13 protein-coding genes are annotated in these 12906 nt (G+C 69.2%); 8 read left to right on the top strand and 5 right to left on the bottom strand.

Annotated elements, in window-relative coordinates:
- Positions 1 to 5: 5 nt before the first annotated feature.
- The 4 genes from MRBLWO14_RS08610 to MRBLWO14_RS08595 form a co-directional block, all read right to left on the bottom strand.
- On the bottom strand, positions 6 to 971 hold the full coding sequence (locus tag MRBLWO14_RS08610) for an AAA family ATPase (RefSeq protein ID WP_341936182.1): 966 nt from the start codon (positions 969 to 971) through the stop codon (positions 6 to 8).
- A gap of 313 nt (positions 972 to 1284) precedes the next feature.
- The gene (locus MRBLWO14_RS08605) at positions 1285 to 1986 is read right to left on the bottom strand and encodes a Pr6Pr family membrane protein (RefSeq protein ID WP_341936040.1); all 702 of its coding nucleotides are present in this window, start codon (positions 1984 to 1986) and stop codon (positions 1285 to 1287) included.
- 171 nt (positions 1987 to 2157) lie between these two features.
- Complete coding sequence (locus tag MRBLWO14_RS08600; protein ID WP_341936039.1) at positions 2158 to 3084, bottom strand: DMT family transporter; 927 nt, start codon at positions 3082 to 3084, stop codon at positions 2158 to 2160.
- A gap of 326 nt (positions 3085 to 3410) precedes the next feature.
- On the bottom strand, positions 3411 to 3608 hold the full coding sequence (locus MRBLWO14_RS08595) for a hypothetical protein (RefSeq protein ID WP_341936038.1): 198 nt from the start codon (positions 3606 to 3608) through the stop codon (positions 3411 to 3413).
- 99 nt (positions 3609 to 3707) lie between these two features.
- On the opposite strand from MRBLWO14_RS08595, the gene MRBLWO14_RS08590 reads away from it, so the two are divergent.
- The 8 genes from MRBLWO14_RS08590 (at position 3708) to MRBLWO14_RS08555 (ending at position 11457) form a co-directional block, all read left to right on the top strand.
- Positions 3708 to 4994, top strand: a complete 1287-nt coding sequence (locus MRBLWO14_RS08590) for an adenylosuccinate synthase (protein WP_341936037.1) — start codon at positions 3708 to 3710, stop codon at positions 4992 to 4994.
- A gap of 7 nt (positions 4995 to 5001) precedes the next feature.
- A complete protein-coding gene (locus MRBLWO14_RS08585) occupies positions 5002 to 6111 on the top strand; it encodes a beta-propeller fold lactonase family protein (protein ID WP_341936036.1) in 1110 nt (369 codons plus the stop codon).
- A gap of 111 nt (positions 6112 to 6222) precedes the next feature.
- The gene (locus MRBLWO14_RS08580) at positions 6223 to 7656 is read left to right on the top strand and encodes an NAD(P)/FAD-dependent oxidoreductase (RefSeq protein WP_341936035.1); all 1434 of its coding nucleotides are present in this window, start codon (positions 6223 to 6225) and stop codon (positions 7654 to 7656) included.
- 149 nt (positions 7657 to 7805) lie between these two features.
- A complete protein-coding gene (locus MRBLWO14_RS08575; RefSeq protein ID WP_341936034.1) occupies positions 7806 to 8108 on the top strand; it encodes a DUF427 domain-containing protein in 303 nt (100 codons plus the stop codon).
- Positions 8109 to 8172: 64 nt separating this feature from the next.
- Positions 8173 to 9060 carry an ATP-binding cassette domain-containing protein gene (locus tag MRBLWO14_RS08570; RefSeq protein ID WP_341936033.1) on the top strand — a complete coding sequence of 296 codons (888 nt, stop codon included), beginning with the start codon at positions 8173 to 8175 and terminating at the stop codon, positions 9058 to 9060.
- Positions 9057 to 9737 carry an ABC transporter permease subunit gene (locus MRBLWO14_RS08565; RefSeq protein WP_341936032.1) on the top strand — a complete coding sequence of 227 codons (681 nt, stop codon included), beginning with the start codon at positions 9057 to 9059 and terminating at the stop codon, positions 9735 to 9737. The genes MRBLWO14_RS08570 and MRBLWO14_RS08565 overlap by 4 nt, the downstream gene beginning before the upstream one ends.
- A complete protein-coding gene (locus MRBLWO14_RS08560; protein ID WP_341936031.1) occupies positions 9734 to 10468 on the top strand; it encodes an ABC transporter permease in 735 nt (244 codons plus the stop codon). Before MRBLWO14_RS08565 ends, MRBLWO14_RS08560 begins: the two co-directional genes overlap by 4 nt.
- 65 nt (positions 10469 to 10533) lie before the next feature.
- Complete coding sequence (locus MRBLWO14_RS08555) at positions 10534 to 11457, top strand: ABC transporter substrate-binding protein (RefSeq protein WP_341936030.1); 924 nt, start codon at positions 10534 to 10536, stop codon at positions 11455 to 11457.
- 200 nt (positions 11458 to 11657) lie between these two features.
- Here MRBLWO14_RS08555 and MRBLWO14_RS08550 read toward each other — a convergent pair whose 3' ends face one another.
- Positions 11658 to 12905 carry an AI-2E family transporter gene (locus MRBLWO14_RS08550; protein WP_341936029.1) on the bottom strand — a complete coding sequence of 416 codons (1248 nt, stop codon included), beginning with the start codon at positions 12903 to 12905 and terminating at the stop codon, positions 11658 to 11660.
- Position 12906: the final 1 nt, after the last annotated feature.

Raw genomic sequence — 12906 nt, 5'->3', positions numbered from 1 at the left:
GGGCGTCAGGGAGTGGGGACGGCGCCGAAGATCTGGTCGATGATCTCCTCGCTGCGGATGCCCTCGGCGTCGGCCTCGAACGTCAGCAGCACACGGTGGCGCAGCACGAGGTGACGCAGCGAGCGGATGTCCTCCGGCAGCACGTGACCGCGACCGTTGATCAGGGCCAGCGCGCGCGCCGCCTGCAGGAACGCGATGCTCGCGCGGGGGCTGGCTCCGTACTTGATGTAGCGGGCGCGCTCTTCGCCGATGTACGGCGCGGGGTTCCGCGTGACGTAGGCGATCGACACGATGTAGTTGCGGATCGCCGGGTCGACGTAGATGCGCGAGGCGACGTCCTGCAGCATGTGCACGTCGTCGAGGGTGATCGCGCTCTCCACGTGGCGCTCTGGATCGAGCACGCCGGAGTCGATGCGTCCGAGGATCTCGAACTCGTCGGCCGGGCTCGGGTACTCGACGATCTCCTTGAGCAGGAAGCGGTCCATCTGCGCCTCGGGCAGCTCGTAGGTGCCCTCCTGCTCGATGGGGTTCTGCGTCGCGATGACGAGGAACGGCTTCGGCAGCGGGTGGATCTCGCCGCCGATCGTCGTCTGGTGCTCCTGCATCGCCTCGAGCATCGCGCTCTGGGTCTTCGCGCTCGAACGGTTGATCTCGTCGAGCAGCACGAAGTTCGCGTGCACCGGACCGAGCACGGTGCGGAACGAGCCGGTCGCGGCGTCGTAGATCTGGTTGCCGGTGATGTCGCTGGGTAGCAGGTCGGGCGTGCACTGGATGCGCTTGAACTGCGCCTTCACGGTGTCGGCCAGGGTGCTCGCGGCAGTGGTCTTCGCGAGACCCGGCACGCTCTCGAGCAGGATGTGCCCTCCGGCGATGAGCGAGATGAGCAGACTCGTACGCAGGCGCTCCTGGCCGACCATCTTCGCCGAGTACGCGTCGGACACGGTTTTCAGCACGGCGCTCGCGCGGCGCAGCTCGGCGTCGGTCGGCGCTTCGGATCGCTTCGACGCCGAGGGCGAAGCGGGAGGAGCGGGCTGAGCAGCGCTCGCCTCGGCGCGCGTGGCCGGGGCCGCGGGCGGAGCCGGAGGTGCGGGCGGGGCCGCCGAGGCCGACGGGGCGGGCGGAGGCGGCGGGGTGGAACCCGCGGGGCTGCCAGGTGCGTAGGGCTCGTTCACAGGTCTCCTCGTTCCCTCGGGGACGCGTCGACGTTCCCCCGCGACCAGCGTAACGGCATCCGTTCGTGCGCCTCCGGCCCTCGAATGGGGACTTCTCCCCATGCCCGTCGGATCAGGCGGAGGTGACGGATGCTGCGCGGCGGCGTCCTACCCAGACGACGAGGCAGGCGACGCCGATGATGGCGACCGCGATGCCGACGATGTAGCCGGCGACGCCGAGGTACTCGCCCGGGACCTTGTGCGGGTTGAGGAAGGGGTAGGGGTACCACCACGCTTCGCCGGTGGACGGCGAGATGACCAGGTTGGCGCGGATCATCGTGTACGCGGCCCACACGAGCGGGAAGATCGCCGAGATGAAGACGGTGCTCCACGGCAGCGCCCTGCGCCGAGGGGCGAAGAGCACGTCGAGCAGGAGCACCAGCGGGAAGACGACGTGCAGCACCTCGTTCGACCAGGGCACCGTGACGCCCTGGGGCAGTTCGATGCCGCGCAGCAGGGTGTTGTAGACGATGCCCGTGACGATCATGTATGTGCTGGCACACACGAGCAGGATGGCGAGCCACGAGGGCTCCTTCTCGTCGTCGCGCCGGTGCCGGATGGCCCAGATCGCGGCGATGATGAACGTCACCGCGGCGATCACGTTGGAGTCGATCGTGAAGAAGCTGAAGAAGTTGGCCCAGATCGTGGGCAGGTGGCTTCCCCACGGGGTCGGATCGCTCATCGCGATCTGCAGGGTGAGCGACAGCTGGGCGATCACGGCGGCGAGGCCGAGCGCTGCGGATGCCAATCGGACGTAGGGCCACCAGGTCTTCATACTTCCTCCCGCGCACACACTATCGACATGCGGAGAAATCGGGCCTGAGCAGGCGGGCCGCGCTGGCACGGGGGCGACGGATGCCGTTCCGGTCGGCCGGACGCGCGTCGTTCGGCCGACCGTGGCGCGTCCGGCCGATGAAGGGCGATCCGCCGCGCGAAGAGAGGTGGCTCAGCTCCCGCGCTGCCGCCAGCGCATGCGGGTGACGAGCACACCGAGCAGACACAGTGCTCCGCCGAGGAACATGAGCGGCGTGGGGACCTCGCCGAGGATCGCCCACGACAGCAGGATCGCGATGGCCGGTACGACGTAGGTCGTGGCCGAGGTCTGCCCCGCGGTGCTGCGCTGCAAGACGTACGCCCAGGTGGTGAAGGCGATCGCCGTCGGGAAGATGCCGAGGTACACGACCCACAGCGTCGAGTCGAGTGGAGCGGTCTGCACGGCATCGATGAGACTGCCGGTCCAGGGGAGGAGGGCGACTGTGCCGGCGACAGCGCCGAGGAACGTCAGCGTCGTCGCATCCGATCCCGCGTTCAGCAGGCGCTTCTGCAGCAGTGTGCAACCCGCGTACATGACCGCCGCGAGCAGGGCGAGCAGCAGCCCCGTGAGGTCAGGTCCGGCGGACGTCGACGAGTTCATGCCGATCAACACGACCCCGAGGAACGCTACCGGCGCGCCGATCAACAGCGGCTTCGGAAACCCCTCGCGCAGGAAGAGTCCGCTGAAGACGACGACCATGAGCGGTGCGAGGTTCACCACCATTGCCGCGGTGCCCGCGTCGAGCGTGCGCTCGGCCGCGTTGAGAGCGAGGTTGTAGACGCAGAACCAGCCCACGCCCCACACGGCGATCAGCCACCAGTTCCTGCGCGCGGGAAGACGGATGCCGTGGCGCACCGCGATGACAGCCAGCACGAGACTGCCGACGGCCATGCGCAGCAGCGCGAGCGCCCCGGGGTCGAAGTGCGGACCCGCTCCGCGGATGCCGATGAACGCCGACGCCCACAGCACGACCGTGACCAGCGCGGCCACGAGCACGAGCGGCCCCTGGCGGCGGGGTGTCGCGAGCGTCGCGTCGCTGGGGAGATCAGTCTTCGGCATCCTCCGATCGTGGCACCGGCCACCGACATCGGTCGATGCGGGCGAGTGACAGCATCCGTCGGTTTCCCGCCAGGTGATCGGGTGTCACCGAAGCCGCGCCCCCATTACCGTGGGCGAGACGGGGTGATGCTCACGCGGGCACGCACGAGAGGTGGGGAGCGGCCATGACCGATGAACGAGCCGACCAGGTGACGCCGTCACCGTACAACGCGTCGCTGCTGGCGGAACTGTCAGAGATTTTCGAGTCGTACGGGCGAGCGACAACGAGTCTGGAGGACATCCAGTCCTTCGCCTCGAATCGGCAGTGGCTGTTCGAGAACGATCGCTCAGGGGTCGCCGACGCGGTTCGCGCCTTGATCGCCGAGCTCGAGCACATCCAGTACGTAGTCCCCGACGAAGACGAGCGTGTCGAAGCGCGTCGAGTCCTCGACGCATTCGTTCAGAGATTCCTTCCGCGAAGCTGAGGCGAACCCGAGGCAGCGACTTCGGCTGTTCGGCCGCGCCCGGGTGGTGGCCAGGCTCACCCGAAACAGCCCTGAAACCACGCTTCGGTAGGATGGGACCGCCCGAAGAGGGCCAGCTCATCAGCCGGTGCGAACCCGGCGTCAGCAAGGGGGACACCCATGCCAGGAATCGTGATCGTCGGCGTCCAGTGGGGCGATGAGGGCAAGGGGAAGGCCACCGACCTGCTCGGTGAGCGCACCGACTGGGTGGTGAAGTTCAACGGCGGCAACAACGCCGGGCACACCGTCGTCGTCGGCAACGAGAAGTACGCGCTGCACCTGCTGCCCTCCGGCATCCTGTCCCCGGGCGTCACGCCCGTGATCGGCAACGGCGTCGTCATCGATCTCGAGGTGCTGTTCAGCGAGCTCGAGGCGCTCGGCGCCCGCGGCATCGACGTCTCACGGCTGAAGGTGAGCGCGAACGCGCACATCATCACCGCCTACCACCGCACGCTCGACAAGGTCACCGAGCGCTTCCTCGGCAAGCGCAACATCGGCACGACCGGCCGCGGTATCGGCCCGGCGTACGCCGACAAGATCAACCGCGTGGGCATCCGCGTGCAGGATCTGTTCGACGAGAACATCCTGCGTCAGAAGGTCGAGGGCGCGCTCGACCAGAAGAACCACCTGCTCGTGAAGGTCTTCAACCGCCGTGCGGTCACGGTCGACGAGATCGTCGAGGAGCTGCTGTCGTACGCCGAGCGCCTGCGCCCGATGGTCGCCGACACCGGCTACCTGATCGCCGAGGCGCTCGACCGCGGCGAGGTCGTCGTGTTCGAGGGCGGCCAGGCCACCATGCTCGACATCGACCACGGCACGTACCCGTTCGTCACCTCGTCGACCGCGACGGCGGCCGGCGCGGCATCGGGTTCGGGTGTCGGCCCCGGCGCACTCGACCGCATCGTCGGCATCGTCAAGGCCTACACGACCCGGGTCGGCTCTGGTCCGTTCCCGACCGAGCTGTTCGACGAGCAGGGCGAGTGGCTGCGCTCGCGCGGCTTCGAGTTCGGCACCACCACCGGGCGCCCGCGCCGTGTGGGCTGGTACGACGCCCCGATCACCCGTTACGCGACGCGCGTCAATGGCATCACCGATCTCGTGCTCACGAAGCTCGACATCCTCACCGGCCTCGAGGAGATTCCGGTGTGCGTCGCCTACGACGTCGACGGCGAGCGCTTCGACGAGGTGCCGGTCAACCAGACCGACTTCCACCACGCGACCCCGATCCTGGAGTACTTCCCCGGGTGGTCGGAGGACATCTCCACCGCGCGCACCTTCGACGACCTGCCGAAGAACGCCCAGGACTACGTGCTCGCCCTGGAGGGCATGAGCAACACACGCATCTCGGTGATCGGCGTGGGCCCGGAGCGCGACCAGGTCGTCGTCCGCCACGACCTGCTCGACTGATCCGCGCATGACCCGTTTCTGGCTCGGCGGCTACGGTGCCGCGATGGGCGGCTCCGCCGACGGCATCGGCCTTCTCGCCGGCGACGAGCAGACCCCGACGAAGCTCTCGTACCGGGGCGCGGTCACCGAGACCCCGTCGCCGTCCTGGCTCGCGCAGCATCCCACCCTCGACGTCGTCTACGCGGCGCTGGAGGGGGATGCCGCGGTGCAGGCGTTCCGCCGAACCGGCGAGTCCACGCTGCAGCCGCTCGGCGAGCCGGTCGAGTCCGGTCAGTACGTCTGCCACGTCGCGGTGTCGCCCTCGGGCGGCTACCTCGTGGCGAGCTGCTACGGCGACGGTCGCGTGGTGCGCATCGGGATCGCTCCCGACGGGAGCCTGGTGCCGGATGCCGCGAACAAGGCCGCCGAACTCCGCGCCGCCCTGCTCGGCGAACCCGCCGAGACCGCGGCCCCGGCGGGCGTCGCGGCCGCGGCATCCGACCCCTATGCGGGTGCGCTCACGGCGACCGGCGATCCCCGGGTGTCGCATGCCCACGCCGCGGCGTTCCTCGCCGACGGACGCATCGCCACGACCGACCTCGGCTTCGACCTCGTACGCATCTGGCGGGCCACGGCCGGCGGTCTCGTGCTCGACCACGAGATCACCCTGCCGCAGGGCACCGGTCCGCGGCACATGGTCGTGCACCCGAGCGGGCACCTGCACGTCGTGACCGAGTACTCCTGCGAGGTCTTCACTCTCGCCGCGGGTCCCGACGGCACCTGGAGCGTCGTGTCGTCGGTGCTGTCGAGCCCGATCGCGCAGGTGGGCGTCGACTTCCCCGCCGAGCTCGCCCGCACCCGCGACGGGCAGTTCCTGTACACGGCGCTGCGCGGCAGCAACACGATCGCCGCCCTGCGGGTGCGCGGAGCGGGCGAGAGCCTCGAGCCGGTCGCTCTCGCCGACGCGGGGGTCGACTGGCCGCGGCATCACCTCGTGCACGAGGGCAAGCTGCTCGTCGCGGGGCAGCGCTCCGACACGATCGCGCTGCTCGACCTCGACGAGCGCACGGGCGCGCCCCTCGGCATCCGTCATGAGGCGCAGGTCCCGACGCCGACCCACTTCCTGCCCGTGCGCTGACGCTGGCGCCCTCCACTTCGCGTGCCGACCCGCCCGGATCGGCGGCCGCGGAACAAACCCCGTGACTCGGCGTTGGTTCTGAGCAAGACTGGCCACGGAGAGGGGCATCGCATGACTGCCGAGAACACCGACGAATACGACCTGATCGTGCTGGGAGGCGGACCGGTGGGCGAGAACGTCGCCGACCGTGCCGTGCAGGGCGGTCTGACCGCGATCATCGTGGAGAGCGAGCTCGTCGGGGGCGAGTGCTCCTACTGGGCGTGCATGCCGTCGAAGGCTCTGCTGCGTCCGGCCCAGGCGCTGCGCGCGGCCAAGAAGGTCGGCGGCGCGGCCGAGGCCGTCACGGGCGAGCTCGACGTGCGCGCGGTCTTCGACCGCCGCGATTCGTTCACGAGCAACTGGTCGGACGACGGACAGGTGAAGTGGCTCGACTCGGCGGGCATCGATCTGGCCCGCGGCCACGGACGGCTCACGGGCGAGCGCGAGGTCACGGTGACGGATGCCGAGGGCGGCACGCGCGTGCTGCGAGCCCGTCATGCGGTCGCGATCAGCACGGGGACGGATGCTGCGGTGCCACCGGTCCCTGGTCTGCGCGAGGCCCAGCCCTGGACGAGCCGGGAGGCGACCAGCGCCGAGGAGCTGCCGGATTCGCTCGCGGTGATCGGCGGGGGCGTGGTCGCCGTCGAGATGGCGACCGTCTACGCGTCGCTGGGCACGAAGGTGACCGTCATCGCCCGCAGCGGCCTGCTCGGCGCGTTCGAGTCGTTCGCGGGTGAGCGGGTGGCCGCGGGGCTCGCGGAGCTCGGCGTCGACGTGCGCACCGACACCGGTACCGCGAACGTCACGCGCACCGACGACGGTGTGGTGATCGACCTCTCCGACGGTTCGACGGTCACGACCGCCGAGGTGCTCGTCGCCACCGGACGCACTCCGCGCAGCGGCGACATTGGCCTCGACACCGTCGGGCTCGAGCCCGGCCGGTACATCGAGGTCGACGACACCTTGCGCGTGCCCGGCTCCGACTGGCTGTACGCCGTGGGCGACGTCAACGGCCGCGTGCTGCTGACGCACCAGGGCAAGTACCAGGCGCGGGCGGCGGGCGACGTGATCGCGGCGCGCGCGAAGGGGGATGCCGTCGACGACGCGCCCTGGGGTCGTCACGTCGCGACCGCCGACCACGCCGCTGCGCCTCAGGTCACGTTCTCGTACCCCGAGGTCGCGTCGGTCGGGCTCACCGAGGCCGAGGCCCGCAAGGCCGGGCACGAGGTCGCCGTGGTCGACTACGACCTCGGCGGGATCGCCGGAGCGAGCGTCTACGAGGACGGTTTCGACGGTCACGCGCGCCTCGTGATCGACGCCGAGCGCGACGTCGTGCTCGGCGCCACGTTCGTCGGACCCGAGGTCGCCGAGCTCGTGCAGGCGGCGACCGTGGCGGTCGTCGGCGAGGTGCCGATCTCCCGCCTCTGGCACGCCGTTCCGGCGTATCCGACCATCAGCGAGATCTGGCTGCGCCTGCTCGAGGAGTACGGCAGGCAGTCCGCCTGATCGCGCTGCCGGCGCGGAGCAATCCGTTCCGATCCCCGTGCCGAACAGGCGAGGGACTTTGTTTCCCACATTGACGACCCCTCGCGCAACCCCGAGCGGATGTCGTACACCTCGGTTACGCTCATACCCACATCCCAGGAGGCAGAACCATGAAGGCTGTACTCGCAGGAACCGTCATCGCCGAAGCAGACGAGAGTGACCTCGCGCGCATCGAAGGCAACTGGTATTTCCCGCCCGCATCGATCACCGAGGGCGCGCTCGTCGAGAGCCCGACGCCGTACACATGCCCGTGGAAGGGCGCAGCGCAGTACTTCTCCGTGCAGGCCGGCGGCGAGCTGCACGAGGACTACGCGTGGTCGTACCCGACCCCGTATCCGTCGGCGTTCGACCGGGTGGGCAAGGACTTCTCCGGCTTCGTGGCCTTCGATCCCCGCGTGCAGATCGAAGCATGACCGCCGTGTGCCGGCGCCGGGGCGCCGATGCCCGACTCGTCGATCGACCGACTGGAGTACAGCCATGATCGAATTCCGCAACGTCACGAAGAAGTTCCCCGGCGGCGCCGTCGCCGTGAACGACTTCAGCCTGGTTCTGCCATCGCGTAAGACGACCGTCTTCGTCGGGTCGTCCGGATGCGGCAAGACCACCCTGCTCCGCATGATCAACCGCATGGTGGAGCCGACCTCGGGAGAGGTCGAGATCGACGGAGAGAGCGTTCTGGCGGGCGATCCCGTCGCTCTGCGCCGCAGCATCGGCTACGTGATGCAGAACTCCGGCCTCATGCCGCACTTCACGGTGATCGACAACGTCGCCACGGTCCTCCGCCTCAACGGCGTGAAGAAGGCCGACGCGCACAAGCGCTCACGCGAGCTGCTCGACACGGTGGGCCTCGACCAGGCGCTGGCCGAGCGCTACCCGAGCCAGCTGTCGGGCGGGCAGCAGCAGCGTGTCGGCGTGGCCCGCGGGCTCGCGGCCGACCCGAACATCCTGCTCATGGACGAGCCGTTCGGCGCCGTCGATCCGATCGTCCGCGCCGACCTGCAGCAGGAGACACTGCGTCTGCAGCACGAGCTCGACAAGACCGTCGTGTTCGTGACTCACGACATCGACGAGGCCTTCCTCCTCGGCGACCAGGTGGTGATCCTCGACAAGGGTGCGCGCATCGTGCAGGTGGGCAGCCCGAGCGAGATCATCGAGAACCCGGCCGACGACTTCGTCGCCTCGTTCATCGGCGCCGACCGGGGCCGCCGCGCGCTGCACCTCAAGCAGACTCCGCACGGCACCGTCGTCGTGGACTCGGAGGGCCGCACGCAGGGTGCGATCGTGGCGGATGCCGAGACGTCCGACGGTCCGCTCTCCGGGCCCGACACCGCCGCCCTCGACGCGGTGCAGGGCGGTCACCCGTGAACTGGGTCGGCGACAACCTCGGGCTGATCCTCGATCTGACTCTGGTGCACCTGCGCCAGAGCATCATCCCGATCGTGCTCGGGTTCGTGCTGTCGCTGCCGCTCGGCTGGGTCGCCTGGCGATTCCGTCTCGTGCGCGGACCGATCATCGTGCTCACGGGCCTGCTGTACACGATCCCCTCCCTGGCGCTGCTGATCCTACTGCCGGCGACGCTCGGGTACTCGGCGACGGAGGAGCCGAACCTCGTCGTGGCGCTGACGATCTACGCCATCGCGATTCTCGTGCGCGCGGTCTCCGACGGGCTCGATTCCGTCGACGACGACGTGCGCCAGGCGGCGACGGCCACGGGCTTCGCGCCGTTCCGCCGCTTCTGGGCCGTCGAGTTCCCGCTCGCCGGACCCGTGATCCTCGCCGGACTGAGGGTCACTGCCGTGAGCACGATCTCGCTCGCCACGGTGGGCACGCTCATCGGTGTCACGAACCTGGGGTACCTCTTCACGAACGGTCTCGAGCGCCGCATCATCGCCGAGGTGTTCGCCGGGGTCATCGCGGTCGTGATCATCGCGCTCGTGATCGACCTGATCCTGCTGCTGCTCGGACGCGCCCTGATGCCGTGGACCCGCGTCGCGACGAAGACGCCCGCCGCTCGCGCCATCGCCGTGGGGGCTCCCGCATGAACCTCTTCCTCGAAGCCTTCGCCTGGATGTTCGCCCCCGAGCAGTGGACGGGCAATTACGCGCTGCCGAAGCTGCTCGGCCAGCACCTCGCGCTCACCGCGATCTCCGTCCTGATCGCCGCGGCCATCGCGCTGCCGATCGGGTGGCTCATCGGTCACACCGGCAAGGGGCGCGAGATCGCCGTCGCGGTGTCCGGCGCGGCCCGCGCGATCCCCGCTTTCGGACTCCTGATCCTCCTCGTGCTGCTCCTCGGCGTGCTGCGGATCCCCGAGGCCGCCGTCATCACCTTCGTCCTGCTGGCGATCCCGTCGCTCCTCGCCGGGGCCTACACGGGACTCGAAGCCATCGACCGTCGGGTGATCGACGCCGCGAAGTCGATGGGCATGACGGGATGGCAGGTGTTCTGGAAGGTCGAGGTGCCTCTCGGGCTGCCTCTGCTGGTCGGCGGCATCCGATCCGCGCTCCTCCAGGTGATCGCCACCGTGACGATCGCCGCCTACGTCAACCTGGGCGGTCTCGGCTACCCCATCATCCAGGGCATCCCGCTGCGCCGGTTCGACCAGGTGCTCGCGGGCGCTCTCCTCGTCGCCGTGCTCGCTCTCATCGTCGACCTGATCCTCGCCGCCGCGCAGCACGCCGCGGTCCCTGCCGGGCTCCGCGCCGGGCGTCCGACACGGCGACGTGCCCGCGCCGACTCCGCCGCGACGGCATCCGCTCCCGCCACCGCCTGATCCGGCGGTTCGACGCACACGAACCCTTCGTCACACAGCAGCAGTACCCAGAGAAGAGGAATCCCATGTTCACAGCACGAGGCAAGCGCTCGGTCTTCGCCGTCGGCCTGGTCGCCGCGGCGGCTCTCGCCCTGTCGGCCTGCTCGTCGAGCAACCCGCTCGACGAGCCCAGCGACTCCGGCGACAGCTCGGGCAGCGGCGACACCATCGTCGTCGGCTCGCAGGCGTACTACTCCAACGAGATCATCGCCGAGATCTACGCTCAGGCGCTCGAGGCCAAGGGCTTCGACGTCGAGAAGAAGCTCAACATCGGTCAGCGCGACGCGTACATGCCCGACGTCGAGTCCGGCGCGATCAACGTCTTCCCCGAGTACACGGGCAGCCTGCTCGAGTACCTTTCCGACGACGAGGTCACCGTCACGAGCCCCGAGGACGTCTACACCGCTCTCGGCGACGCGCTGCCCGACGGCCTCACGGCGCTCGACTTCGCCGAGGCCACCGACCAGGACTCCTACACGGTGCTGAAGAGCTTCGCCGAGGAGAACGACCTGAAGACGATCGGCGACCTGAAGAACGTGTCGTCGCAGGTGACGATCGGCGCCGCTCCCGAGTTCGAGCAGCGTCCGTACAGCCCGGCTCGCGCCAAGGAGGTCTACGGCGTCGACCTGACGTTCTCGGCCACCGGCCAGACCACGCTCGAGTCGCTGCTCGCCGGTTCGATCCAGGTGGCCGACATCTACACGGCCGACCCGGCGTTCGAGACCGAGGACATCGTGGCCCTGGAGGACCCCGAGAACCTCATCATCTCGTCGAACGTCGTGCCGATCGTCTCGAGCGACATCGCCGATGAGGTGTCGGATGTCCTGAACGCGATCAGCGCGAAGCTCACCGGTGAGGAGCTCGTCGCCCTCAACGTGCAGAGCACGGTCGACCAGAAGTCGTCGGCCGACATCGCGAAGCAGTGGCTCACCGACAACGACCTCATCTGAGTCGCAGAGCCTGACGGAAGTGCCCGGGTCTCAGGACCCGGGCATTTCTGCGTCCCCGTGCGTGCGCCGCGCTCACCCCCCCCCCCCCCCCGCGCCGAGACCCACCACCCCCGCCGAGACCCACCCTGCGCAACGTCGCTGAGGGTGGGTCTGGACGCGCGTGGTGGGTCTCGGCGGGCGGGCGAGCGCGGGCAGAGCGGCTAGACGCGGGCGTCCTGCCTCGGCACCCACACCTGCTTGATGATGATGAGGATGGATGCCGCGACCGGCACCGCCACGAGGGCTCCGAGCAGGCCGAGCAGCGTGCCGCCTGCGAGCGCCCCGATCACGACGAGGGATCCGGGGATCGAGATCGCGCGGTTCATGACGCGGGGCGTGATGACGTAGGCCTCGATCTGCATGTACACGAGGTAGATGATCGCGAACACGAGCGCGGCGACGGGGTTCGTGAACAGCGCGAGACTGGTTCCGATGATCCAGAACAGCACGGATCCGACGAGCGGGATCAGGGTGATGCAGAACGCGACCGTGGCCATGAGCGGCGGGAACGGCAGGCCGAGGAACAGGTACAGCAGGAACGCCAGGATCGCGTTGCAGAACGCGAGGATCACCATTCCCATGACGTAGCCGCCCACCGAGTCGGTGATCTGGTCGGTGATGTCGCTCGCCCGCGCACGGTCGCGCGCCGGGACCAGGCGCAGCAGGCCGGACTTGATGGTCGGCAGGGTGGCGACGAAGTACAGGGTGAGCACGAGCACGACGATGATGCCCGAGATGGCCGAGGCGATGCTCGCACCGACCTGCAGGGCTCCTCCCCCGATCACAGCGATGTTGCCCGGGTCGGTCAGGAACTTCTGCACGTCGGCGACGAGGTCCTCGAACTGGTCGCCGAACTGCCGCTCCAGGGTCGCGTAGATGTCGGACCGGGTGAACTCGGCGATCATGCCGGGCACCGAGCGCACGAAGCTCGCGATCTGGTCGACGACGATCGGCACGACCATCCACAGCAGCAGGCCCGCGACGACGATCAATGCCAGGATCACCGCCACCACCGACAGTGCGCGCGAGAGTCCGCGGCGTTCGAGGAACCGCACCGACGGGTCGAGGCCCAGGGCTGCGAAGAGTGCGAGGGCGATGTAGATGAGCACGGTGGAGAGATTCGACAGGGCGAGGCCGAGCAGCACGGCCGCGAGGCCGCCGAGCGTGACAAGGAAGCCGAACACGAACGGACGGTCGATGCGTGTCCAGAACGAGCGACTGGGCGTCATCGGCTCGACGACCTCGGCGGGGGCAGCGGTCGCCGCCGTGACGTCTCCGGCTCCGGCATCCTCGGTCGCCGCAGATTCCGTCTCGGGGCTCTCGATCCCGGCGGACGACGGCGGCATCTCCGTCCGTTCGGATGCCGCGCCCTCCGCGCTCTCGGACCGGGATCGCTCGTCATCGCTCATG

Source organism: Microbacterium sp. LWO14-1.2 (assembly GCF_038397715.1).
In the GTDB taxonomy this organism is placed as follows: Bacteria; Actinomycetota; Actinomycetes; order Actinomycetales; family Microbacteriaceae; genus Microbacterium.
This window is presented reverse-complemented; position numbering and strand designations above follow the sequence as displayed.